The 24,420-nt window shown below is 64.0% G+C and carries 23 protein-coding genes; 11 read left to right on the top strand and 12 right to left on the bottom strand.

Annotated features, from left to right (window positions below):
* Nucleotides 1–117: 117 nt before the first annotated feature.
* Genes AC3WJP_RS05220 through AC3WJP_RS05190 form a run of 7 tightly spaced genes read left to right on the top strand, consistent with a single transcriptional unit; the run spans nucleotide 118 to nucleotide 7,960 of the window.
* On the top strand, nucleotides 118–855 hold the full coding sequence (locus AC3WJP_RS05220) for a FadR/GntR family transcriptional regulator (RefSeq protein WP_493720166.1): 738 nt from the start codon (nucleotides 118–120) through the stop codon (nucleotides 853–855).
* Nucleotides 852–1,844, top strand: a complete 993-nt coding sequence (locus AC3WJP_RS05215) for an ABC transporter ATP-binding protein (protein ID WP_493720165.1) — start codon at nucleotides 852–854, stop codon at nucleotides 1,842–1,844. The genes AC3WJP_RS05220 and AC3WJP_RS05215 overlap by 4 nt, the downstream gene beginning before the upstream one ends.
* A complete protein-coding gene (locus AC3WJP_RS05210; protein WP_493720164.1) occupies nucleotides 1,841–2,959 on the top strand; it encodes an ABC transporter ATP-binding protein in 1,119 nt (372 codons plus the stop codon). Before AC3WJP_RS05215 ends, AC3WJP_RS05210 begins: the two co-directional genes overlap by 4 nt.
* Nucleotides 2,956–4,455: an ABC transporter substrate-binding protein gene (locus AC3WJP_RS05205; RefSeq protein WP_493720163.1), complete on the top strand. Its 1,500-nt coding sequence runs from the start codon at nucleotides 2,956–2,958 to the stop codon at nucleotides 4,453–4,455. The genes AC3WJP_RS05210 and AC3WJP_RS05205 overlap by 4 nt, the downstream gene beginning before the upstream one ends.
* A gap of 25 nt (nucleotides 4,456–4,480) precedes the next feature.
* A complete protein-coding gene (locus AC3WJP_RS05200; protein WP_493720162.1) occupies nucleotides 4,481–5,425 on the top strand; it encodes an ABC transporter permease in 945 nt (314 codons plus the stop codon).
* A complete protein-coding gene (locus tag AC3WJP_RS05195; RefSeq protein WP_493720161.1) occupies nucleotides 5,425–6,309 on the top strand; it encodes an ABC transporter permease in 885 nt (294 codons plus the stop codon). Before AC3WJP_RS05200 ends, AC3WJP_RS05195 begins: the two co-directional genes overlap by 1 nt.
* 55 nt (nucleotides 6,310–6,364) lie before the next feature.
* A complete protein-coding gene (locus AC3WJP_RS05190) occupies nucleotides 6,365–7,960 on the top strand; it encodes a gamma-glutamyltransferase family protein (protein WP_493720160.1) in 1,596 nt (531 codons plus the stop codon).
* Between the two features lie 38 nt (nucleotides 7,961–7,998).
* Here the strand turns inward: AC3WJP_RS05190 and AC3WJP_RS05185 are convergent, their stop codons facing one another.
* The 5 genes from AC3WJP_RS05185 to AC3WJP_RS05165 all read right to left on the bottom strand — a co-directional run bounded on the left by AC3WJP_RS05185 (nucleotide 7,999) and on the right by AC3WJP_RS05165 (nucleotide 13,689).
* The gene (locus AC3WJP_RS05185) at nucleotides 7,999–9,330 is read right to left on the bottom strand and encodes an MFS transporter (RefSeq protein WP_493720159.1); all 1,332 of its coding nucleotides are present in this window, start codon (nucleotides 9,328–9,330) and stop codon (nucleotides 7,999–8,001) included.
* A 190-nt stretch (nucleotides 9,331–9,520) separates the two neighbouring features.
* Complete coding sequence (locus AC3WJP_RS05180) at nucleotides 9,521–10,339, bottom strand: aldolase (protein ID WP_493720158.1); 819 nt, start codon at nucleotides 10,337–10,339, stop codon at nucleotides 9,521–9,523.
* An 87-nt stretch (nucleotides 10,340–10,426) separates the two neighbouring features.
* Nucleotides 10,427–11,305, bottom strand: a complete 879-nt coding sequence (locus AC3WJP_RS05175; protein ID WP_493720157.1) for a LysR family transcriptional regulator — start codon at nucleotides 11,303–11,305, stop codon at nucleotides 10,427–10,429.
* Nucleotides 11,306–11,435: 130 nt separating this feature from the next.
* Nucleotides 11,436–12,359: a carbon-nitrogen hydrolase family protein gene (locus tag AC3WJP_RS05170; protein WP_493720156.1), complete on the bottom strand. Its 924-nt coding sequence runs from the start codon at nucleotides 12,357–12,359 to the stop codon at nucleotides 11,436–11,438.
* Nucleotides 12,360–12,369: 10 nt separating this feature from the next.
* Nucleotides 12,370–13,689: an MFS transporter gene (locus AC3WJP_RS05165; protein WP_493720155.1), complete on the bottom strand. Its 1,320-nt coding sequence runs from the start codon at nucleotides 13,687–13,689 to the stop codon at nucleotides 12,370–12,372.
* A gap of 79 nt (nucleotides 13,690–13,768) precedes the next feature.
* Here AC3WJP_RS05165 and AC3WJP_RS05160 point away from each other — a divergent pair, with 79 nt between their 5' ends.
* On the top strand, nucleotides 13,769–14,797 hold the full coding sequence (locus AC3WJP_RS05160) for a LysR substrate-binding domain-containing protein (protein WP_493720154.1): 1,029 nt from the start codon (nucleotides 13,769–13,771) through the stop codon (nucleotides 14,795–14,797).
* Between the two features lie 57 nt (nucleotides 14,798–14,854).
* Nucleotides 14,855–15,103, top strand: coding sequence for a hypothetical protein (locus tag AC3WJP_RS05155; RefSeq protein WP_493720153.1), 249 nt, complete (start codon nucleotides 14,855–14,857; stop codon nucleotides 15,101–15,103).
* Nucleotides 15,104–15,131: 28 nt separating this feature from the next.
* Here AC3WJP_RS05155 and fecE read toward each other — a convergent pair whose 3' ends face one another.
* From fecE to AC3WJP_RS05120, 7 genes are all read right to left on the bottom strand, one after another.
* The gene (fecE, locus tag AC3WJP_RS05150) at nucleotides 15,132–15,935 is read right to left on the bottom strand and encodes a Fe(3+) dicitrate ABC transporter ATP-binding protein FecE (RefSeq protein ID WP_493720152.1); all 804 of its coding nucleotides are present in this window, start codon (nucleotides 15,933–15,935) and stop codon (nucleotides 15,132–15,134) included.
* 4 nt (nucleotides 15,936–15,939) lie between these two features.
* Nucleotides 15,940–16,908 carry a FecCD family ABC transporter permease gene (locus AC3WJP_RS05145; RefSeq protein WP_493720151.1) on the bottom strand — a complete coding sequence of 323 codons (969 nt, stop codon included), beginning with the start codon at nucleotides 16,906–16,908 and terminating at the stop codon, nucleotides 15,940–15,942.
* Nucleotides 16,905–17,894: an iron-dicitrate ABC transporter permease FecC gene (fecC, locus tag AC3WJP_RS05140; protein ID WP_493720150.1), complete on the bottom strand. Its 990-nt coding sequence runs from the start codon at nucleotides 17,892–17,894 to the stop codon at nucleotides 16,905–16,907. The genes AC3WJP_RS05145 and fecC overlap by 4 nt, the downstream gene beginning before the upstream one ends.
* A gap of 2 nt (nucleotides 17,895–17,896) precedes the next feature.
* Entirely contained in the window at nucleotides 17,897–18,817 is a 921-nt protein-coding gene (locus tag AC3WJP_RS05135; RefSeq protein WP_493720149.1) for a Fe(3+) dicitrate ABC transporter substrate-binding protein, read from the bottom strand.
* Nucleotides 18,818–18,993: 176 nt separating this feature from the next.
* The gene (locus AC3WJP_RS05130) at nucleotides 18,994–19,368 is read right to left on the bottom strand and encodes an AprI/Inh family metalloprotease inhibitor (RefSeq protein ID WP_493720148.1); all 375 of its coding nucleotides are present in this window, start codon (nucleotides 19,366–19,368) and stop codon (nucleotides 18,994–18,996) included.
* A complete protein-coding gene (locus tag AC3WJP_RS05125) occupies nucleotides 19,361–20,755 on the bottom strand; it encodes a serralysin family metalloprotease (protein ID WP_493720147.1) in 1,395 nt (464 codons plus the stop codon). Before AC3WJP_RS05125 ends, AC3WJP_RS05130 begins: the two co-directional genes overlap by 8 nt.
* Nucleotides 20,756–20,926: 171 nt before the next feature.
* A complete protein-coding gene (locus AC3WJP_RS05120) occupies nucleotides 20,927–22,009 on the bottom strand; it encodes a DUF1615 domain-containing protein (RefSeq protein ID WP_493720146.1) in 1,083 nt (360 codons plus the stop codon).
* 326 nt (nucleotides 22,010–22,335) lie between these two features.
* Here AC3WJP_RS05120 and AC3WJP_RS05115 point away from each other — a divergent pair, with 326 nt between their 5' ends.
* Nucleotides 22,336–23,562 carry an MFS transporter gene (locus tag AC3WJP_RS05115; protein WP_493720145.1) on the top strand — a complete coding sequence of 409 codons (1,227 nt, stop codon included), beginning with the start codon at nucleotides 22,336–22,338 and terminating at the stop codon, nucleotides 23,560–23,562.
* A gap of 160 nt (nucleotides 23,563–23,722) precedes the next feature.
* Nucleotides 23,723–24,229 carry a peptide-methionine (S)-S-oxide reductase MsrA gene (gene msrA, locus AC3WJP_RS05110; RefSeq protein WP_493720144.1) on the top strand — a complete coding sequence of 169 codons (507 nt, stop codon included), beginning with the start codon at nucleotides 23,723–23,725 and terminating at the stop codon, nucleotides 24,227–24,229.
* The last annotated feature ends 191 nt before the right edge of the window (nucleotides 24,230–24,420 follow it).

The raw sequence follows: 24,420 nt of genomic DNA, 5'->3' as shown, positions 1-24,420 counted from the left end.
CCCTCCGCCAGCCCGAACCAATTTCCATTGGCATCGCTATTGCAACCGCCTGACTATCGTCAGTCGCCGCACTGAACGGCGGCGACCGCCCTATTGAGCTTGTCACGAGAAACCATCATGGAAAGGTTCGAGACTGACGCGGCCCACGACAACGCTTCCAGGCTGGCCCTCGACGCGCTGCGGCAAACCGTGGCGCAACACGCCGCGTTCCCCCAGCGGGCGCTGCCTACCGAGCGGGAACTGGCGATATTGTTCGGCGTAAGCCGCCGGGCGATCCGGCGGGCGCTGGCGGTGCTCGAAGCCGAAGGCCTGATCTGGCGCCGCCAGGGCAAAGGCACCTTTGTCGGCCCGACCCCGCCCAGCGCCTCCCTGAGTTTCGCCAGGCTGTCGAGCCGAACCAATTTCAGTGAGGTCATGGAAGCCCGCCTGCATCTGGAACCGGCGCTGGCCTCCCTGGCGGCAGTGCGCGCCAGCGGCGAGCAGATGGCGATCCTGCGCCGCCTCACCGAACGCACCACCCGCCAACAGGGCGCCGAGGCAGTCGACGCCGAAGGCCTGGAGCTCTGGGACAGCGCCCTGCACCGCGGCATCGCCGAAGCGGCCGGCAATCGGCTGATGCTGGACATCTTCGAAATGCTCGACGCCATCCGCCTCGACCCGGCCTGGCGCGACTTGCGCCAGCGCGCCCGCAACAGCGATCGGCTGAGCACCTACAGCCACGACCACGACGACATCGTCGACGCCATCGAACGCCGCGACCCGGTCAAGGCGGCCACCGCCATGCGCGGTCACCTGCGCGCGTTGCAACAGGCGCTCGACAACGTCATTCATCAGGACCTCGAGGCGAGTCTATGAATCCGCAAGCCCCAGTGTTGAGCGTCGAGCACCTCACCGTGCGCTTCAAGGGCGCCCCGGCCAACGTGGTCGATGGCGTGTCCTTCGCGGTGCAGCCCGGCAAGACCCTGGCCATCGTCGGCGAGTCCGGCTGCGGCAAAAGCGTCACCTCCATGGCGCTGATGGGCCTGCTGCCGGACACCGCCACAGTCAACGCCAGCGCCTCCAGCCTGTTGGGCGAACCCTTGCTGGGCATGCCCGCGCAGCGCTTGTTGAACGTACGCGGCAATCGCCTGGCGATGATTTTCCAGGAGCCCATGACCTCGCTCAATCCGGTGTTCACCCTGGGCGACCAGATCGGCGAAAGCGTGATGCGCCATCAAGGCCTGTCCCGCCAAGAGGCCCGCCAGCGCGCCTTGCAGATGCTGGAAAAAGTTCGCGTGCCCGATGCCGCGCAACGCCTGGACGCCTATCCGCATCAGTTGTCGGGCGGCATGCGCCAGCGCGCGATGATCGCCATGGCGCTGGCCAACGATCCGGCGCTGATCATCGCCGACGAGCCCACCACCGCGCTGGACGTGACCATCCAGGCGCAGATCCTCGCACTGGTGGCCACGCTGCAGGCCGAAACCGGCACCTCGATGATCCTCATCACCCATGACCTGGGCGTGGTCGCCGAGGTGGCCGACGAGGTGATGGTGATGTACGCCGGCCAAGTGGTGGAAAGCGGTACGGTCAAGACACTGTTCGACGATCCGCAGCATCCTTACACCATCGGCCTGATGGGCTCGATGCCCTCGATCGGCCCGCGTGAAGGACGCCTGGCGACCATCAACGGCCGGGTGCCGACGCCTGCAGAGATGCCCAGCGGTTGCCGCTTCGCCGGGCGCTGTCCGTTCGTCATCGGTGCCTGCCGCGAGGCGCGTCCGCCGTTGCTCGAGGTGTCGGCCGGGCACTTCGCCGCGTGCATCCGGGTGCCACTGGAACAGCACGTGGGGGTCAGCGCATGAAGCCCGAACTCGACAACGCGCTAAGCCCCGATCCTGACCAGCCGATTCTCGAAAGCATCGCCGTCAGCAAGCATTTCAGCAGCGAAGCGGGCCTGTTCCAGCGCAAAAAGCCACCGGTGCAGGCGGTCAATGAGGTGTCGCTGGCCGTGCGCAAAGGCGAAACCCTGGCGCTGGTGGGGGAATCCGGATCCGGCAAGTCGACCCTGGGCCGAGTTCTGCTGAACCTGCTCAAGCCCACCGCCGGCGATGTCATCTACGAGGGCCGCAACCTGGCCAATCTGGCCCCGGACAAACTGCGCCAGGTGCGCCGCGACCTGCAGATCATCTTCCAGGACCCCTTCGCCTCGCTGAACCCGCGCATGAGCGTCGACGCCATCGTCGGTGAGCCGATCTGGCTGCACCGCGACGACAGCCGCAGCGCCAGGCAGGACAAGGTCGCTGAACTGTTGCGCACCGTGGGCCTGGCGCCGGAACACGGCAGCCGCTACCCCCATGAGTTTTCCGGCGGCCAGCGCCAACGTATCGGCATCGCCCGCGCCCTGGCTTCCGAACCGCGCTTGATACTGGGCGATGAACCGGTGTCGGCGCTGGATGTTTCGGTCCAGGCCCAAGTGGTCAACCTGCTCGAAGATCTCAAGCAGCAGTTCGGCCTGACCCTGGTCATCGTCGCCCACGGCCTGGCGGTGATACGCCACATGAGCGATCGCGTGGCGGTGATGTATCTGGGCGAGATCGTCGAGCTAGCGCCCGTCGATGCCCTCTTCGAAACGCCCCTGCACCCCTACACCCAGGCGCTGATGAGCGCGGTACCGGTCAGCCATCCCGATCTGCGCCACCCGCGCGCGGTACTCGGTGGCGACATGCCGAGCCCCAGCAAGCCGCCCTCGGGTTGCCGTTTTCACACCCGCTGCCCCCACGTCAGACCGCTGTGCCGCGAGGTCAAACCGCTGTTCGAAAACGTCGAGGGCGAGCGGCAGGTGGCTTGCCATTACTGGCGCGACATCGCCAACGCGGGGGCCGGATCCCTGGTCGTCCCGACACCCAGCGCCGCCTACAGCCGGCGCCTGGACCTATTCAAAAGCCATCAGGCCTTATCTCTGGAGAGTCAGCCATGAAGTTCGCCCGCCTCATGACCGGAACGCTGCTACTGCTCGCTGCCAACGCTGCCTTCGCCGAAACTACCCTGCGCATCGGCATTCAGGATGACCCTGACGTCCTCGACCCGCACCGCTCGCGCACCTACTCAGGCCGACTGGTCTACACCGCGCTGTGCGACAAGCTGGTGGACATCGACCCGCACCTCACCTACGTACCGCAGTTGGCGACCGCCTGGCACTGGAGCGAGGACGGCAAGACGCTGACCCTGACCCTGCGCGACGGCGTGACCTTCCATGACGGCGAAACATTCGACGCCGCAGCGGTGAAGTTCAACCTCGACCGTGCCCGCACCCTGCCCGACTCGCTGCGCAAGAGCGAGCTGGCCTCGGTGGACAGCGTCGAGGTCATCGATGGGAAAACCGTCGCGATCAAGCTCAAGCAGCCGGACGCCACGCTGATTTCGCAACTCTCCGACCGCGCCGGCATGATGCTCGCGCCCAAGGCCTCGGCCACCGAGGTCGGTGCCAGGCCGATCTGCTCGGGGCCGTACAAATTCGTCCAGCGCGTACAGCAGGATCGCATTGTGCTGGAGCGTTTCGATAACTACTGGAACAAGCAGGCCTATCACTTCGACAAGGTGATCTTCTTGCCCATCCCGGACACCTCGGTGCGCCTGGCCAACCTGCGCGCCGGCGACCTGGACATCATCGAGAGGGTAGCGCCCACCGACGTGAAGACCGCCAAGGCCGACAGCACCCTGCAGGTGTTCAATACACCGGGCCTGGGCTACATGCAGCTGATGTACAACACCAACAACGGTGAGCGGGCGAAAACCCCGATCGGTCAGGACCCGCGCGTGCGCAAGGCTTTCGATCTGGCCATCGACCGCGACGCCATCAACCAGGTGGTGTTCGAAGGCTTGTACGCCCCCAGCGCCCAGCCCTTCCCAACCAGCAGCCCGTACTACGACAAGAGCCTGCCGATCCCGGCGCGCGACGTGGAGCAAAGCAAAAAACTGCTGGCCGAAGCCGGGGTCAAGTTGCCCCTGGAGGTGGAGCTGAAAGTCGCCAACAATCCCATCGCCCAGCAAGTGGGCCAGATCGTCCAGGCCATGGCCGATGAGGCCGGTTTCAAGGTCAATCTGGTCGCCACCGAATACGCCACCCTGCTCAGCGAGCAGCAGGCGGGCAACTTCCAGATCGGCATGACGGCCTGGTCCGGGCGGCCCGATCCGGATGGCAACATCCATCAGTTCGTCACCTGCAAGGGCGGCCAGAACGACGGCCATTTCTGCGACCCCAAACTCGACGATCTGCTCAACAAGGCGCGCACCACCAATGACCAGGCCCAGCGCCAGGCGCTGTACGCCGAGGCCCTGCGGCTGATGGCCGTGGACGTGCCGGGTACCTACCTGTACTTCGACCCGCGCATCATCGCCATGACCAGCAAACTGAGCGGTTTCGTGCCGAGTCCGGACGGGCTGATCCGCCTGACCGGCGTCGCCTTCAAATGATCAAGGCACCCGCCGAGGAGCGTGCATGCTGACGTTCATCCTGCGCCGCCTGCTCAGCGCCATCCCGACGCTGATACTGGTGTCGCTGTTCGTCTTCACCCTGCAGAAACTGCTGCCGGGAGATCCGGTGCTGGCCATGGCCGGCGAGGAACGCGACCCGGCGGTGATGGCGTATCTGCGCGACAAATACCGGCTCAACGATCCGCTGCCGCTGCAGTACCTGCACTGGGTCGGCAACGTGCTGCACGGTGACTTCGGTACCTCGCTGCGCACCGAGCAACCGGTGACCACCCTGCTGGCCTCCAAGCTGCCCGTGACCATCGAGCTGGCAGTGGTGGCGTTGATCATCGCGCTGCTGATCGGTATCCCGACCGGGGTGATATCTGCGGTACGCAAGGGCACCGCAGTGGATTACGGCGCCAATGTCTTCGCCTTGTCGGGTATCTCGATCCCGCACTTCTGGCTGGGGATCGTGCTGATCATGATCTTCGCCGTGAAGCTGCAATGGCTGCCCGCCTCGGGCTTCGTGCCGCTGGGCGAGGATCTCGGGCAGAACCTCAAGACCCTGATTCTGCCGGCCTTCGTCCTCGGTGCCGGGCTGTCCGGCGTGCTCATGCGCCACACCCGCAGCGCCATGCTCGAAGTGCTGCGCGCCGACTACGTGCGCACGGCGCGGGCCAAGGGCCTGTTCCCGCGCACGGTGATCCTCAAGCACGCCCTGCGCAACGCCTTGATGCCCATCGTCACCCTGACCACCCTGCTGTTCGGCGAACTGCTGGGCGGCGCGGTGCTGACCGAACAGGTGTTCAGCATTCCGGGGTTCGGCAAGATGATCGTCGACGCCGTGTTCAACCGCGACTACGCGGTGGTGCAAGGCGTGGTGCTGTGCGTCGCCATCGGTTTTGTGCTGCTCAACCTGCTGGCCGATGTGCTCTACCGCCTGATCAATCCACGCTTGAGGACGGCCTGATGACCGCTATCGCCCCGACCGTTTCAGCCTCGGCCGACCTGAGCCTCAAACCGCGCAGCCGCTCGCCGTTCGTGCGCAAGTTTCTTGGCAACAAAGGCGCAGTCATCGGTAGCGCAGTGCTGTTGCTGTTCATCGTCGCCGCGCTGCTGGCACCCTGGATCGCGCCGTACGACCCGCTCAAGGCCAACTTCCTGCTGGTGCGCAAAGCGCCGTCGCTGGCGCACTGGCTGGGCACCGACGAACTGGGCCGAGATCTGTTTTCCCGTCTGCTATGGGGCGCGCGCAGTTCGTTGCTGGCGGGCGCGGTATCAGTGGCGATCGCCATGGCCATCGGCGTGCCGCTGGGTTTGATCGCCGGTTATTTCGGCGGCAAGCTCGATGCGCTCATTTCACGGGTGATGGAGGCGCTGCTGTCGTGCCCGTTTCTGGTACTGGCCATTGCTCTCGGGGCCTTCTTGGGGCCGAGCCTGAGCAACGCCATGATCGCCATCGGCCTGTCGGCGATGCCGATCTTCTCGCGCCTGACCCGCGGTCAGGTGCTGGCGATCCGGCACGAAGACTACCTCGAAGGCGCCCGCGCCATCGGTCTGCCGGACCGCTGGATCATCCTGCGCTACGTGCTGCCCAACGTGCTGTCGCCGCTGGTGGTACAGGCTACGCTGACCATCGCTTCGGCTATTCTCGCCGAAGCGAGCCTGTCGTTCCTGGGCCTGGGCCAGCAACCGCCCTCGCCGTCCTGGGGCTCGATGCTCAACACCGCGAAGAATTTCATGGAGCAGGCACCGTGGATGTCGATTGCGCCGGGTGTGGCGATCTACCTGACGGTGCTGTGTTTCAACCTGCTGGGCGATGGGCTGCGTGACGCCCTCGACCCCAAAAGCTGATCGATCCACCTTCACCCCTCATCCCTTGAGTATCACTGCCAAAGAGACCGCCTTCATGCATGATGATCTGGACTACAGCCAACCCTACGCCTCCGCCCGTTCACCGGTGATGGGCAACAACATGGTCGCCTGCTCCCAGCCACTGGCGGCCCAGGCCGGCCTGGCCATGCTGCACAAGGGCGGCAATGCCGTGGACGCCGCCATCGCCGCGGCCATGGTGCTGACCGTGGTCGAGCCCACCGGCTGCGGCATCGGCAGCGACGCCTTCGCCATCGTCTGGGACGGCAAGACCCTGCAAGGCCTGAACGCCTCCGGACGCTCGCCCAAGGGCTGGACGCCAGCGCATTTCGCCGGGCACAAACAGATGCCGCAGCGCGGCTGGGGCGCCGTGACCGTGCCCGGCGCGGTATCGGCCTGGGTGGCGCTGTCCGAACGTTACGGCAAGCTGCCGTTCGCCACCCTCGCCGAGCCTGCCATCGGCTACGCCCGCGACGGTTACCAGGTGACACCGATCATCGCCGAGCTGTGGCGCCGTGGCGCGCAATTGCTCAAGGACCAACCGGGCTTCGCCGAGTGCTTCCTGCAGGGCGGCAAGGCGCCGCAGGCCGGCGAGAAAATCACCCTCAAGGACCACGCCACCACCTTGCAAGCGATCGCCGCCAGCAAGGGCGAGTCGTTCTACCGTGGCGACTTGGCCAAGACCATCATCGACCACGCCCAGGCCAACGGCAGCGTCATGACGCTGGACGACCTGGCCAGCCACAGCGTCGACTGGATCGACACCCTGTCGGTGCCCTATGCCGGCGCGGTGGTCCATGAACTGCCGCCCAACGGCCAGGGCATCGCCACCCTCTCCGGCCTGACGATGCTCGAAGCGCTGGGCGTGGGCGAGCATCCGGTGGACAGCGTCGAGACCGTGCACCCGGTGCTCGAGGCGATGAAGCTGGCCCTGGCCGACCTCGACGAGCACGTCGCCGATGAAGACCACATGCGCCTGCGCTCGCCGCAGTTGCTGGACCCCGCCTACCTGACGGAGCGCGCCTCGCTGGTCGGCGACCAGGCGGCCAATCCGGGGCACGGCTCGCCCAAGGCGGGCGGCACGGTGTACCTGTCGGCGGCCGACGAAAGCGGCATGATGGTCTCGTTCATCCAGTCCAACTACATGGGCTTCGGCTCGGGCGTGGTGGTGCCGGGCACCGGGATCAGCCTGCAGAACCGAGGCGCGGGCTTCACCCTCGACCCCGATCACGTCAACACCGTGGCCCCGGGCAAACGGCCGTTCCACACCATCATCCCGGGCTTCGTGATGAACGCCGACGGCACACCGCTGATGTCCTTCGGCCTGATGGGCGGACCGATGCAGGCCCAAGGTCACCTGCAGATGATGATGCGCATCCTGCGCTACAGGCAAAATCCGCAAGCCGCCGCCGATGCACCCCGCTGGCGCCTGGAGGCCGGGCTCAAGGTGGCGGTCGAGCGCGCCTTCGACCCGGCGGTGGTGGCGGCGCTCAAGGCCAAAGGGCACGACATCGAGGTGGAAGAGCCCAGCGGCGTGTTCGCCTTTGGTGGCGCGCAGATCATTCAGCGCACTGCCCACGGCTATGTGGGCGGGACCGATCCGCGCAAGGATGGGCTAGTGGCGGCGTATTGATGCAAGGGATGCCAAACCGCTGCGCAGGGCATTGGCCGTCACTGCTTCAACGCCCTGCCCGCCGTCTCCGGTGCCAGCCACGCGGCTGTCAGCGTCAGGCAGGCGGCGCCGATCAGAAAGCACGAGACCGGCCAGGTCAGCCCGCCTGACCAGTTCATCAACACCGCCGCTACCAGCGGCGTTAGCCCTCCCGAGATCGCGCCACCCAACTGGCACCCCAGGGAGGCGCCGCTGTAGCGAAGCCGCGTCTGGAACAGCTCGGACATCCACGCGGCTTCCGGGCCGAACATGATGCCTTGGCCGAAGCTCACCGCGATGGCAACGGTCAAGGCGATGATCAGCGGATCGCGAGTGTCCAGTAACTGGAACATCGGAAACGCGAACAGAATCGAAAACACGCAGCCAATGATGAACATCCTGCGCCGACCGAAGAGATCGGACAGCCAACCGAACAGTGGAATGGTGATCAACTCCAGGGCGGCGGCGCACAACAGTCCATTCAGAATCACGCTTTTTGGCAACCCCAAGTGGGTGGTCACGTAACTGATGCTGACGATGGTCGCCACGCTGACCCAGGCGATTTCCGATACTTTCAGGCCAATGGCAATGAAGAAACTGCGCCGATGCTGAGTCAGTATCTCCAGCAAGGGTATTTTTTCCGGCTTGGGCCCCCGCGCGGCCCTCTGGAAGACAGGGCTTTCAGCGATCTTGTGACGAATGTAGAGACCTGCCCCGGCGAAGATGACACTCACCAGAAACGGTAGCCTCCAGCCCCAGCTCATGAAGTCCTCGGGTGCCAGGGTCGATACCAGCGAGAAGGCGCTGGTCGAGCCGATAACGCCGATCGGATAGCCTAACTGCACCAGGCTGCCGTACAACCCACGGCGATTTTGCGGGGCATGCTCCACTGCCATCAGCACCGAGCCTGCCCACTCGCCGCCGATGCCCAGGCCCTGCAGGAAACGCAGCAGTATCAACAGCGCTGGAGCCCAGAGTCCGATCTGCGCAAAGGTCGGCAGGCAGCCGATCAGAAAGGTACCTGATCCCATGATCAGCAGGGTCAGCGAGAGCATCGCCTTGCGCCCGACCCGATCACCGAAATGACCGAAGACGATGCCTCCCACAGGCCGTGCCACATAGCCGACGGCATAGGTGCCGAAAGCCGCGATAGTGCCGGCCAGGGCGCTGCCGGCCGGAAAGAACAGCGTGTTGAACACCAATGCCGAGGCGATCCCGTACACCACGAAGTCGTACCATTCGAACACCGAGCCGATGACACTGGCGATCAGCACCCGCCGCCGCTCCTTGTCCATACGGTCCGGAGTGGTTTCCCCGCAATGAAGGGATGTATTACTGACGAACTGTTCCATGACCAAACCCTGCTGAAGGAGACGAGAAGTCTGCTTCCAGGCCACCGCTGCGCTTTGCAGAGAACCGAAAAAAAGGCGAGCGATGGCTGAAAGCCCGTAACGCGGCAGTAGCAGCAAAAGGAGGGACGGTCGTTGTTGTTCTGGTAGCCCGAGCGGCTCTGGCGTCCGCTTCGGTCGACGGCGTGGGCCGTCAGAGACAGTCGGCACCCTGGCGCAGCGCGCGCCGGGCGTAATAAGCGAATGCCGCGTAATTTCTCTTGGGCCTGCGGGTCCAGTCTCGGGCCTCGCGCCCCAACAGCGGATCCACCGGGCGGATCTCGCCGGCAGCCATCGCGACCAGTTGCATCTTCGCCGTGCGCTCGAACGCCAAGGCCAATACGCAGGCCTCTTCGACGGTTCTCCCGGCGATCAGCAAACCGTGGTGGGCCAGCAACAATGCGTGCTTGTCGCCTAGTGCCTCGACCATGAATACGCCTTCCTCGTTGCCCACCGGCACTCCGGGCCAGGCGTTGGCGAAGGCCACGTCGTCATACAGCAAGCAGTTGTCCATGTGCGACACCTGCAGCGGCACCTCCAGCATGCTCAGTGCCGCGGTATGCAACGAATGCGTGTGAATGATGCACTGCACGTCAGGACGCGCCCGATACACCCAGGAGTGAAAGCGATTAGCAGGGTTGGCCATGCCGGCGCCGCGCAACACATTGAGGTCTTCATCCACGACCAGCAGGTTCTCGGCGGTTATCTCGTCGAAACCCAAACCCAGGCGCTGGGTGAAATAGGTGCCGGGCTGTTCGGCACGGGCCGTTATCTGACCCGCCAGGCCGGAGTCGTGACCGTTGTCGTAGAGGATTCTGCAGGTCAAGGCGAGCTTTTGTTCGAGCGTGTAGGTGCCTTCATCGAAATGCTTGTCCATCAGCTGGTTGGACTGCTGCATCAAGCTGGCTTTATCTAATTCGAATGTACTGTTCACCTGGGGCTGCCTTTGATAGTGGGCCTGATCGTCAATCATCACGCCCTGTTTCAGGGTGGACTCAGTATCGATGCAGCCACCACGGGGCAGCTATGCAGCCGCGCTCATACAAGCTATGACCGGGCACTAACGGGGGATCTGCAAAGCGATGTCCAGCATCAGTTGCGTAAGTGCGGTAGGCACCTTTGCACGACGGGTGATCGCGACAATGCGCCGACTGATACGCGGCTCCTTGATACGCAACCGCTTGAGCCCGTAGCCGTGCAGTAGCTGGGCCGGCATGCTCTGTGGCAATACGCACTGGCCTGCGGTCAGGGACGCCAGTTTGAGCATGGCATCGGCGGTATCGACCTCGGCGGCAACCTGTACCTCCAAGCCTTCGGCGTGCAGCATGCGGCGCAAGGCATAGGGGGGCGGAAACACGATAAGCGGCAGCGGCTGGCTGCGCAGGTCGATCTCTTCCAGGTCAGCCAGTGGCGATTGATCATGGACGAACAACGCCATGGTCTCTTCGAACAGAGGGGTGATGAGCACCGCATCGGACACCACTGCGGTGTCATACACGAAACCGATGTCGGCTTGACCGTTCTCGACCATCTCCACGACATCCGGCGAGCTTCGGCCCAGCATTGACAGGGCGACCCGTGGCCGCACTTGTAGAAAGCGCGCCATGACATCGGCCACGAAGTAATAGCTCAGGGTGTGGATCGTTGCGATGCGCACGCTGCCTTCGGTCACACCCTGTTGCTCGCGCAGCAGCATCAAGGTGTTGTCCAGCGCATCGAACGCGGGCTCGGCAACGACTTGCAGCCGCGCACCGGCATCGGACAGCGTGACGCCTCTGCCATGCCGGATGAACAAGCTCTGGCCGACATGGGCCTCCAGGCTCCTGAGCTGTCTGCTGACGCCCGACTGAGTCAGGCCCAACGCATCGGCCGCCTTGGACAGCGAGCGATGCCGGGCAATTTCGAGAAACAGGCGTATCTGTTGGTCACGGTTGATCATCGGCCGGCTCCAGCGCAGGGACGAAGGTGGTGAAGGCGCTGGCAGGATATCAGCCTCGGCCCTTTGCCCATCTGGGCGTCTGAACGGCGCCCAGCCTTCACACTGCCATGCCGGCAGACGGTCATCCCGCTCAGCTGAACGTCACGGCTTTCATCGGCTGCACATTCACTTTCAGCTCGAAGATATCCGGCCGAGCATAGTGCCCGCAGACATCGAAATCCTGATTGCCCTTGCTCAGCAGGCTCATGTCCAGATCGGCATAGAGTTCGGTTTCGCACTCATAGCTGGGGCCGGCCAGTACCTCGCCCAAGGGGCTGACGATCATGCTGCCACCGCGCATGATGTAGTCGTCGGGTTTGAAATCCAGACCGAACGCGCGCTGGTGCGCTTCGCCGTAAGCCTCAAGCTTGATCGCCTGGCACGCAGACAACACGAACACCCGGCCTTCCAGCGCGATGTGCACCATGGAGCCAGGCCACGAGGGTCGGTCGTCGGCGGTGGGCGCACAGTACAACTGAACCCCTTGCGCGTACATGGCCTGACGCAACGCGGGCATGTAGTTTTCCCAGCAGATGACGCTGCCCAGCACGCCCAGTTCAGTAGGCACGGCGTCAAGCGTCGAGCCATCGCCGAAGCCCCAGATGATGCGCTCTTGCCCGGTGGGCATCAGCTTGCGGTGATAACCGGCGATGCCTTGGCCCGGCACCAGAGTGACCGCGGTGCAATACAGCGTTCGGCCAAAGCGCTCGATGATACCGACCACGCAGGTCACGCCGGTTTCATCGACGCCTGCGGCCAAAGTGCGCAATTGCTGGCCATCGAGGCTGACCGCCGCCTCGACGTAATCATGATATTGCTCCCGCCCCGCCATGCTGCGGTTGCCCACCACACTGCCGAAGCTCTGCCCCTTGGGGTACCCGCCGATGAACGCCTCGGGGAATACGGCCAGCCGGGCGCCCTGCCCGGCCACACGATGCAGGATTTCACAGGCTTTGTCTACGCTGGCGGCCGCGTCGTCGGGAATCGAGGCTGCCTGAATAACTGCCACTCGCATGGTATCGCTCCTAGTATTGGCTGATGTCTTTGTCTTTGGTTTCGGGAAGGTTGCGCCACAGCACCAGCAGGCAGACCAGCGAAACCAGCGCCAGATACCCTGCGGGCAAGTCGGGGTTGCCAAACTCGCGGACCAGCGCCGCGGCAACGAAGGGGCCGGGGCCCGCCAGGATCGCCAGCGCCAGGTTGTGCCCCAAGGCAGCTCCGGTAGAGCGTATGGAAGCGGGAAATACCTCCACCAGCAGCACCACGTCCATGACCGCAGTAACGGCCACCAGCACGCCCAATAGGGTCAGCGCAAACACGATCGCCAGCAGACTGCCGGTGTTGAGTAGCAGAAAAATGGGATAGGCCAGCAGGGTCAGCGCTGCCGCCGCCCCCAGCAACAAGCGGCGGCGACCGAAGGCATCGCTGAACCGACCGATAAGTGGATGGGTCACGCAATACACCACCAGCGACAGACTGCACAGCCACAGCGCCGTACTCTTCGGCAGGCCGACGGTGGTCACCAGATGGTTGTTGGCATAGGTGATGAAGAAGTACAGCGATACGCCGAACAAGGCCGAGAAGGCGAAGGTGGTGATGAACGCCTGGCGCTTGACCGCCTTGGAAGGCGCCTGCACCTGATTGGTGCCACGCTGGCGCACCATCTCTTCATAGACCGGCGTATCGCCCAGCTTGCGGCGGATGTACACCGCGACGGCGGTCATGACGATCGATGCGACAAACGGCAAGCGCCAGCCCCAGGCGCTGAGTTGTGCATCGCTCAACAGGTTCGACAGCAGCGCCGCCGTGAAGGTACCGAACAGAAAGGCACAGCCTGCCGTCCCCGTGATGACGCTGGCCGCCGTGGCGCGGCGATGGCGCGGAGCGCTTTCGACGATGTAGATACCAGCGCTCGACCATTCACCGCCCACCATCATGCCTTGCACGAAACGCAGCCCGATCAGCAGCGCAGGTGCCAGGATGCCGATGGCGTCATAGGTTGGCAGCAAGCCGATCAGGGTAGTGCAGATACCCATGCCGAATACGGTGACGATCAGCACCGCTCGGCGCCCCAGGCGATCGCCGACAGGCCCCAGAATCAGCGCGCCGAAAGGCCGGGAAATGAACCCGACCGCAAACACCGCCAGCGACGATAGCAGTGAGACCCCAGGGGCGCTGGATGGAAAGAACAGCGCGCCGATGATGGCGGCGAAATAACCGTAGATGGCGAAATCGAACCACTCCATGAAGTTGCCGATGCCCACCGCAATGGCCCGCTTGCGCATGTCCAGGTCGTGGCTGGAATGAATCTTGCCTCGATCTGCCAGATGTTGTGTCGTGTCCAATGCCCTATCCCCAGTGCTATGCAGTTAATGGGGAATAGACTAGGAACGATGAAGCCCGCCTAGCAAACGATTAGAAAAGATGAGCCGGATTAACGTACGTAATATCGCCCGCATCGACATGAACCTGTTGCTCACATTCCACTGCTTGATGACCGAGCGCAGCGCGACCCGGGCCTCGACCGTGCTGCACGTCACTCAGGGCGCCGTGAGTTCAGCGCTCAAGCGCCTGAGAGAGCACTTCGACGACGAATTGTTCCTGCGCACCGCGTCAGGCATGCAACCCACGCGCAAGGCAATGTTGTTGGCACCGAGGATCAGCGAAGCGTTGACAGCGATCTCGGGCCTGCTGACCGGAGAGCTGGAGTTCTGTCCCGAGCAGTCCCAACACGTATTCAATATCGGCTTGTCAGATGACATCGAAAGCTATCTGGCGCCATTGCTGATCAATGCCGCGGCCCAAGATGGGCTGGGGGTCAGTTTCGCTTTTCATCAAACCAATAGCACGCTGTGGAAAACCGCACTGCAGGATACCGACATGGACCTGGTGATCTGCTGTGAACCTAAGGACTTCAATACGCGATTCTCCTCACAGGTACTGTTCTCGTCGTCTTACTCCTGCCTGTTTCGGCCACGGCCGGGCGCCAGCGAGTGCATGGGGATCGCGGACTACTTCAATGCCGACCACGTGCGGATCTCATATGACGGACGTCGAGGTTTCATCGACGATATCTTTGAAAGCGCTGGGTATGCGCGCAAGGTCATTGCCTCGTTCAGCCACTTTTCCGGTGCACTGTCGACCCTGGCCTCCAGTGGCGCCATCGCCACTCTGCCTACTTTCGCCGCCAATACGTACGCGGCGATGATGGGGTTCAAGGTCAGCCAGGTGCCGCTCCCCGTGCCCTCGTATCGGTGCTTTCTGGTATGGGATAACGCCCGCCATACCGATGCCCATCACCTGTGGCTGCGTCATTTCATTGCCGAAGTGATCCAGCAAGCGGAGTACGGCAGCGACGTCCTGGTCAAAGACAACACGCTATCGATGCAAGATCCCCACGCCGATTCGGCCTATCGAAAAAAATTTGAACCGCCCTTGGACGCATCCGCCTAATGATCAGCCCCTGACCGATTTCAGGGGCAAGATGCCAATACTGGCGAACCTCGAGAGGTGGTTGACGTGGCTAAAGATGACAAGAAAAGCAAGAGCGATGCGCCGAAAGCCAGCAAAGAGTTGAAAGACAAAAAGGCATCACCGGCCAAGAAATCCGCGGCTGCTTCAGCGCTGTCGAAAGTGTCCGAGAAGAAGGACAAGAAAAAAGAACCCGAGCTGAAGAAATCCGCCAAGAAAGCGGATAGCAAGCCGGAAAAGGACAAGAAGTCCGACAAGACCGAAAAGTCCGCAAAAAAGAAGAAGTGATACTAGCTGTCCGCTAGGGCGTCATGCCCTAGCTTCCTGAAGATGCGTGGCCACGCGTGCTCCTTTCGACCACGCACATCGGCGTCCCCGCCACCGGCTCGCGCAGGATCTGCACCTGCACATCGAACACCTGCCGCACCAGATCGACATCGATCACCCCTCGCGGCGCGCCATCGGCCACCAGCTTGCCGCCTTGCATGACGGCCAGGTGATCGGCGTAGCGGCAGGCCTGATTGATGTCGTGCAGCACGGTGATCACCGTTTTGCCTTGCCCAGCCAGTTCGCGCATCAAGTCCAGCAGCTCGACCTGATGGCTGATGTCCAGGTACGTCGTGGGCTCGTCCAGCAGTACCACGGCAGCATCCTGGGCCAGCACCATCGCCAGCCACACCCGCTGGCGCTGACCACCGGAGAGGTCGGCCAAGGCGCGATCCGCCAGGGCGTCCAGCTCCATGCGCTGCATCGCCTTGACGACCCATGACTGATCGGCGCCGCTCAGCCGTCCCCACAGCGAGTTGTGCGGGCTGCGGCCGTAGGCCACCAGTTGCCGCACGCTGACGCCCTCGGGAATCGGCAGCACCTGCGGCAGGAACGCGACCTTGCGGGCCAGGTCCCGCGCCGAGAGGCTGGCGTACGCTTGCCCATCGAGGGTCAACTCGCCCTTGGCGGGTTTGAGGATGCGCGCAAAGGTCTTCAGCAAGGTCGACTTGCCACAGCCGTTGGGGCCGATCAGCGCAGTCACCTGCCCGGCTGGCGGTGTAAACGAAAGCCCCTTGATGACGGGCGTGGCGCCATAGCCGATATCAAGCCGTCGTGCCTGGATAATGCTCATTTCATCAACCCTTGAACCTGGCCAGCAGCCAGAGGAAATACGGCGCACCAATCACTGCGGTGAGGATGCCAGCGGGAATCTCGCTGGGCGCAATCAAGCTGCGGCCCAGGGTGTCGGCCAGCACCAGCAGCAAGGCGCCGATCAACATGGCACCGGGCAGCAGAAACTGATGGTGGCCGCCCACCAGCCGCCGCGCCATGTGCGGCGCTACCAGGCCGATGAAGCCGATCGGGCCGATGATGCCGACGCCGAGGCTGGTCAGCAGCACCGCGCAGATCATCGCCGCCAGGCGGGTCGGACCCAGCGCAGTGCCCAGGCTGTGCGCCGATTCGTCCCCGAGGGCGATCAGGTTCAGCGGTTTGGCCAGGCACAGGCCGGCCGGCAGCAACAGCAGAAACGGCAACGCCAGAGCGACGTGATGCCAGCTGCGGCTCCACAGGCTGCCGGTCAAGGCCAGCAACGCGGTGTTGATGTCCAGCGGATGAGAAAGAATCAAAAACTCGGTCACGCTGGACAGGGTGACCGCGATCGCGACACCCGAGAGCGCGAAACGCGCGCCGGAAAAACTCAGCCCCGTGTTGTACAGCGCGAGCAGCACCGCGCCGCCAGCGCCGCCCAGGCAGGCGATCCAGGGCAGCCCGGCCAGCGGCAGCTGCGGCCAGGTGATGATCGCCACGGTCAGCGCCAGCCCCGCGCCTTGCGTGACGCCAAGGATTTCCGGCGAGGCCAGTGGGTTGCGGATGACGCCCTGGACGATCGCGCCTGCCAGGCCGAAGGCACTGCCCACCAACAAGGCGATCAGGCTGCGCGGCAGGCGGTGGTTCCAGACTTCGAAGTCCAGCGCATCGTGGGCCAAGAGCCGCCGCAGCACCGTCTCGGGCGTCAACCAGGAGGTCCCCGCGCTGAGGCTGAGCCAGGTGGCGAGCAGCACCAATACCAGCAGTGCAAGCAATCGCGGACGGGGATGGTTCATAGTGCGCGCCGGGCCAGAAACAGGAAAAACGGCGCGCCGATCAACGCCGTGACCACACCGGCCGGCGTTTCCACCGGGAAGGCCACGGCGCGGCTGATCAGGTCGGCCGCCAGCACGATGACGGCACCGAGGATCGCACTCAGCGGGATCAACCAGCGGTAGTCGTTGCCCAGTCCCTGGCGCGCGATGTTCGGCGCGATCAGGCCGACAAAACCGATCGGGCCGACCGCGCAAACGCTGGCACCGACCAGCAACAGGCTGACCACGAACACCTGCAGGCGCAGACCGGTGATCCCTACGCCCAGCGAGCGCGCGGCATCTTCACCGAGGTTGACGAGGTTGAGTTTCGGCGAGCAGTAAACCGCCCACGCGGCGCCGATCAAGGTGCATGGCCAGAGCAACTGCAGCTGTGCCTGGCCGACATTGGCCAGCGACCCGGCGAGCCAGTTGAGCACGCTCTGCGCCTGGGCCTCCACCAGGATGACCGTCAAGCGCGTCAAGGCCGCGCACAAGGCCGCCACCGCCACCCCGGCGAGCACCAGCCGCCCCTGCGCGGCAGCCGACGACCAGGCGCCGCCGAGGCTGAACACCGTTACCCAGGCCAGCGCACCGCCCAGGCAGGTCATGATCAGCGCGCCACCGGCAAATGGCAGCGCCACCAGCCCGGTGGAAAACAACGCCAGCCCCAGCGCCGCGCCGGCGGTCACGCCGAACAGTGACGGCGACGCCAGACGGTTACGCGTGATGCCCTGCATCAAGGCTCCGGCCAGCCCCAGGCAGCCGCCCACCAGCGCCGCACACAAGGCGCGGGGCACCCGCAGTTGCGCCACGATATAGGCCATGTTGCCGCCCACCTTGCCTTGGTGCATCAGGCCATTCCAGGCGTCGGTCTGGGTGACCGGGAACGGCGACCAGCTGTACAGCGATAGCCAGAACAGCCCCGCGCCGATCAGCACGGCCAGCGCTGTCCAATACACACGCCGCATAGTTACTGGCTCTGCACGGCTTTGCCGCCCTTGAGGATCGCCACCGTATCCTCCGCGATCTGCTCGGAGGCCATGACGCCGCGGTTGCGGGCCCAGGTGTCACCATCCACTTCGGCGACCTGCTGGCGCTGCACCGCACTCAAGACTTGCCACAGCGGTTGCTTGCTCCAGCCATCGACGATGCTTGGATGCCGGTAATGCCCCACCAACAGCCAGGCCGGATTCAGCGCCAGCAGTTGCTCGAGGCTGACGAACTCGGTGGGCGCGGCATTGGCGCGGACTTCGGGAACCTTCAGGCCGATCGCCTGGAGCACACTGCCGGCGTAGGAATGCGGCCCGTGCACGGAGAAGCTGTCCTCTCGGGCAACGCCGAACAGCACCACGGCGCCGCCGGGAATCTGCTGGGCGATGGCCTTGAGGTGAGCGCGGTTCTGGGCGATTCGCGCCGCCATCTGCTCAGGCTTGCCCAGCGCCTTGCCGATCAATTCGGCAGAAGCCAGGCTGCCTTCGTAGTCTTCGCCACGAGAAGGCAGCAGCAGGGTGGGCGCGATGCTCGACAGGTCCTTGTACAGGGCCTGGTGGCGGTTCAGGTCGGCGATGATCAGGTCAGGCTTGAGGCGCGCGATCTCCTCGATGCTGGGTTGCGAGCGCAGCCCCACCGAGCGCCATTGGCCGATGGCCTGGCGCACCCGCGGCAGCACGCGCTTGGCATCGCCATCGTCGGCAGCCCCTACCGGGGTAACGCCCACTGCGGCCAGGCTGTCCAGAAAAGAAAACTCCAGCACCACCACACGCTGCGGCGCGGCGGCCAAGTGGACGCTGTGCTGGCCGTCGTTTACCTCGATCGGGGCAGCGCTCAGCAGGGTCGAACACGCAATGAGCAGACAAGCCATCAGGCCCTGAATGAAACGGGAAATACGCATGACATGACCCCAGCGTTGAAAGGCCCGTAGCAGACGGGCGCGTAAAAACGGCGGGTACTATTTCATAGTGAGGCGCGATGATCAAAAATCATTCTCGATAAGCGGCGATTCCAGGCGCCGCAAGCGCGGAGGCGGGACAACAGCGGGTCATGGGTAGCCGTCCAAGCGCCGTCTGCTCAATCGCTACCGCGCTCGATCCACAACGTGCCCCCCGCCCTACCCCGAGCGCTGTAGCGCCCAGCGTCACGACGGCTGAACAGCATCGGCATCGCCAGGCCCTTGCCGGCGACCACGATGCCGTCCGGCTGCACCAGCCATGAGGTCGCGACGAACCCCAGGATCGGCTTCAGGCAATGCTGCGGGTCGAGCACGGCGCGGTCTTTTTCCTGGAGTTCAAACGCGCAACTCGCATCGGCCGGATCGTCGGACCTGATCTGCCAGTGCCCCGCCACCTGCGAGGCATCCGGCAGCTTCTGCGACTCCCCGAGCGCCTCCCTCGCCAAACCGCCGAGACCGAGGGCCAGCAGCATGGCGACCAGGGGCCTAGACAAGAAAATCGCCCTGGTGCGCCTGGCCGATGATGCGGATCTCGAAATCGGCAGCGCGGTCGCCGTCGAAATCCACCATCAAGGCCGTGCCATAGCTGGCATCGCGCAGGCGCATGGCACCGTCGTCGCCGTTGAACGCCTGGACGAAGTGCAAGTGATCGTCGGCCCCCAAGGGCAAGCCGGACAGATCGATGTGGTCCTGGCCGCTGACGAAATCCATCAGCCGATCCGCCGCGCCGATCCTGGAATCACTGGCAGCGAAATACACGAAGGTATCTGCCCCCGCACCGCCGTACAGCTTGTCGGCGCCGCCGCCGCCGGCGATCACATCGTCGCCGGCGTTGCCGCGGATATCGTTGTTCAAGGCATTGCCAAGGATCAGATCCGAGCCGGAGCCGCCGATGGCTTTTTCGATATCCACGCCTTGGGCGATAGAGACGTTGCCGACCAGACCACCGACATCGGAGAAGCTGGCCTGCTCGAGGTTGATATGTTGCTCGGCGCTGTAGCCGGAGAAGTCCAGCGTATCGACACCGCCGGCATCCCAGATGCTGAAGATCAGCGGCGTGTGGGCGTCCACGGCGGTCATTTCTTCGCGGTGGCTGTTGGAGTTGAAGCCATAGATGGTGCCGCCGCTGCGGGTCGACTCGTTGGCGCCGTAGAGCAACTGAATGGCGGCGATATCGTCCATCAGCGGCGCCGAGGCGTAGTTGCCGCCGTTGTATTGATCGGTGTTGAGCTCGCTCCAGTAGCTCATCACGCTGTAGCCGCGCGAGTCCTGGGCATATACGGCGTTGTCCTGATAACTGGGCACGCCGTTCCAGGCGCTGTAGTCACTGGGGTGCGCCAGGCCCAGGTTGTGGCCGATCTCGTGGACCAGTGTCTGGCGCCCGTAGCTGTCGAGGGTGGGGTTGGCGTTTTCGCGATAGGCATCGCTCACCCAGTACCAGGACTGCCCGCCATAGGGGTAATAGGCGAAGGCCGCCTCGCCGTGGGAGACCGAGTAGCTAGCCATCGACAAGTGCCCTTCGGCGGCTTTGCCGGACTCGGTGAACGTCAGGTTGGCGACGTCCGACCAAGACTGCAGGGCCAGACGCGTCTGCGCTTGCTGTTGCGCGTTGAAGGCAATGAAGTCGCCCCAGCTGGGGTCGAAATTGGCCGGGGCCGCCTGGAGGAAGCTGTAGGTCAGCGAGACCTTGCCATCGTGATTGGTATCGTAAAACGCCAGGTCGTAGCGATCGATCTGCAACGCCGCCTCATCGACGCTGTAGGAAGGATGACCGTTGACCGTGCCGTCGCCGCGATCGTACAGATGGCGGAAACTGTCGAGGCGTGTATAGGCGTTGCTGGGAGCGGACAGATCTGTGGCGGTATCGAGCAGGCTGGACATCTATGAATCCCTCGTGGATACAAATACAGCCTCGACAGGTTCCTTGCCGGTAGTACATGGCGTGTCGAGGCAAACTCAGCTGAGTCCCAGTCTAGAGCGCGGCGAAGACTGCGCGTGATGGCACCCGATGAGTGGCTGCTGGCTACCCGTTCAAGGCACAACCCGGCGTTTTCAATTGCGGGCAACGCAACGCGCCCGGCGTTCATCGACGCGCTGGGCGAACCAGGCGGTGGTCAGATGGCGGGTGATCTTCGGGCTCTCCAGAGTGATGCCCGGCAGGATCGCCCGCGGCAGCGGCTGGCCGGCCACCTGGTCCGCCAGTTCGAATACGCGGCGATAGAGCTCGGTGTCTTCGAAGTCCAGTTGCTCGCCCTTCTTCAGTGCCAGAAAGATCTGGTTGTTGCTCATGTTCAGCCGCGAACCCAGCGAGCGCACCGCCAATTCAGTCTGGCCCGCAGCGCTGGAGTCGTAGTTGATCAGATCGCCATCGAGCGCCAGCCGAGTCTTGACCAATCGGTTGAGGGCGGCCTGAAAGGCGGCGTTGCGGCTGGCGTAGTGACCGGCGTTGAAATCGGCGAAGCGGTACAGGGATTGTGGGTAGTGGGTCGGGTAGCCGAGCAAGTGCATGCTGCCGTAATAGACCCCGCCGCGGCGGCTGAACACCTCTTGGCGAATCGAGCCGTCATGGGGATAGGGATAGCCCTTGGCGTTCTGCTCGGCGAAGGCCACCGCCACCTGCATGGGGCCGCCGGTGTGCACCGGGTTGAAGTTGCCGAACAGCTGCTGGCCCAGCGGCGCCATGCTGATGAAATCGTCGAACACATCACTCAGCTCGCGCTCCGAGCGCACGCTGTTGATGCGCTGGGCGTAGGTCTTGCCGGTGCGGGACTTGAGGCCCAAGGCGGCATCGACAACGAAGCCCGGCACATGCAGGCGCCCGGCGCGGCGATCGATTTCCTGGCGCGCGATACGGCCCAATCCCGGCACCTGCGGGTCGGCCTGGAAGTTGGACTCTTGCTCGATGACGGCGATGACCGAGCACAGGTTCTCGGTAGTGGGCGCCAGCGCCTGGGCCTCGAAGGCTGCCTGAATGTCCGTGGCCCAGCCCTGGCGGTTGTTGGCAGAGGGCGGCAACAAGCGCTCGACGCTGGCACGCACCTGCTCGGGGCTGGGCCCTGATGGCTGTTGCTGCTGGCTACAGGCGGCAAGGATCAGCAAGGCCAGCAACAGCGCGATGCGTTTGAGCTCGGTCAATCGTTTACCTCTGTCAGTGTCGGTGGCTGGGTTGTGGGAGCGATTGCGCCTGGGCCCTGGTTTGCTCAGGGATCAGAGCGCGATCCGGGCCTGGCAGTTCCGTGAGTGCGCCTGCAGCGCCTCATCCTCGCCGCTCGTGGCCAGTCACATACCTTCCATGGGTGACGGCAGCCCCTCTATCCAGCGCATCTTATCGATGACACTGATGATTACTATCGAAAGGAGCGCCTGTCGAGTTGGCAAAACCGACTTCTATAATGGCCTCCGATTTCTCCCCGCTCCCCGCGCCTGCCTGCAGGCGACATTCCCCCTTGGAACCCAGTACCATGCCAAGCGCACGCCAGGCCCCCAGCGGCCTTCCCGAACATGATCAACAGAGCGTCAAGCAGCAGTGGCTGGCGATTCTCTCCGTCGCCGTAGGTGCTTTTGCCCTGGTGACCAGCGAGTTTCTGCCGGTGGGCGTACTCAACGACGTCGCCAGCGACCTGGGCATCAGCGCCGGCCACGCCGGCCTGATGGTGACCCTGCCCGGCATCGCCGCCGCTCTCGCCGCGCCCTTGCTGTCGGTGGGCATCGGTGCCCTGGACCGCCGCTATCTGCTGATCGGCCTGACGCTGATCATGATCATCGCCAACTCGGTCGTGGCCTATGCCAGCGACTTCAGCCTGCTGTTGTTCGGCCGCGTCTTGCTGGGCATCAGCATCGGTGGCTTCTGGGCCACCGCCATTGCCTTGAGTGGCCGCCTCGCGCCGAGGGGGGTGGGCGTCGCGCAGGCGACCTCGATCATCATGGTCGGGGTGACCCTGGCCACCGTGCTGGGCGTGCCGGTCGGCACCTGGCTGAGTGGGCTGATGGGCTGGCGCATGACTTTTCTGGTCACCGCGCTGCTGGGCGTACCGGTGCTGCTGGCGCAGATATTCCTGCTGCCGCGGCTCAACCCGGAGAAGGCCATTCGCATCAATGACCTGCCGGCCCTGTTCATCAATCCGCAGGCGCGCGTCGGCTTGATCGCGGTCTTGCTGATCGGCCTGGCGCACTTTGCCGCGTACACCTATGTGGCGCCCTTCTTCAAACACAGTTCCGGCTTCGACGGGGCAACCATCAGTTCGCTGTTGCTGCTCTATGGCGTTGCTGGGGTGGTGGGCAATGTGTTCGCGGGTTTCGCCGCCAATCGCAGCGTGCGGCACACCCTGTTGCTGGTCGCCCTGCTGATCGGCACCAGCACCATTCTGTTTCCCTACTTCGCCACCGGCCTCACCGGCGCCGCGATGCTGATCGCGCTCTGGGGCTTCGCCTTTGGTGCCTTCCCGGCCTGCTCCAGCATCTGGATGTTCGTCGTAGCGCCCAAGGATGTCGAACGCGGCATGCCCATGTTCGTCGGCCTGTTTCAGGTGATCATCGCGTTGGGCTCGTTCTTCGGCGGGCAGATCGTCGACCACCTGGGCACCTCGGTGCTGATGAGTCTGGCCACGGCCCTGGTGGGCTGCGGTTTCGTCACGGTACTGGTGCTGGGGCGCAACGTCAGTAATAACCCGGTGGCGCAAACGGCCTGATCGAGCGGGTGCACAGACCGGTGCTCATGGCCAGGCGCCTGGGATCATCTTCAGGCGCGCGCCGGCGAACCGCCTTATTTACACCGCACGACCTTGGAATTGGCCTGAGCGCCCTCATAACACTGCCTATATTCAACGTCCCTGAGGGGAAGGACAGACCATGACCAGCCAAACCGAAACCGCCATCCTTGCAGGCGGCTGCTTCTGGGGCATGCAGGACCTGATACGGCGCTATCCCGGCGTGCTGACCACGCGCGTCGGCTACACCGGCGGCGAAGTGCCGAATGCCACCTACCGCAATCACGGCAACCACGCCGAAGCCATCGAAATCGTCTTCGATCCGGCCGTCATCAGCTACCGGCAGATCCTCGAGTTCTTCTTCCAGATCCACGACCCGAGCACGCCCAACCGCCAGGGCAACGACCTGGGCCCCAGCTATCGCTCGGCGATCTATTACCTCAGCGAGCAACAACGCGACATCGCTGAAGACACCGCCGCCGATGTCGACGCCTCGAAACTGTGGCCGGGCCCCGTGGTGACTGAAATCGAACCCGCCGGGCCGTTCTGGGAAGCGGAGCCTGAGCATCAGGATTACCTGGAGCGTCTCCCCAACGGCTACACCTGCCACTTCATCCGACCGAACTGGAAACTGCCCAAGCGCGCTTGAGGCGCTGCCATACCACAGCATTGCGCAGCGCGGTTCAGACCGCAGTGCGCCATGCTGCATCGCTACACGCCATTGTCCTCCCCCTTCCTGATCACCCCATCGGACCCAGCAAATGCTCAAACCAGGGCCTTTGCGGTATGCTGGCAGGGATTTGCAACATCTGGTTACAAATCCCGATAATGATAAGGAGT

It is taken from the genome of Pseudomonas sp. GW821-FHT01A09, from assembly GCF_058986725.1.
Note: the sequence above shows the minus strand (reverse complement) of the source record. Positions and strands in the feature narration are given on the sequence as shown.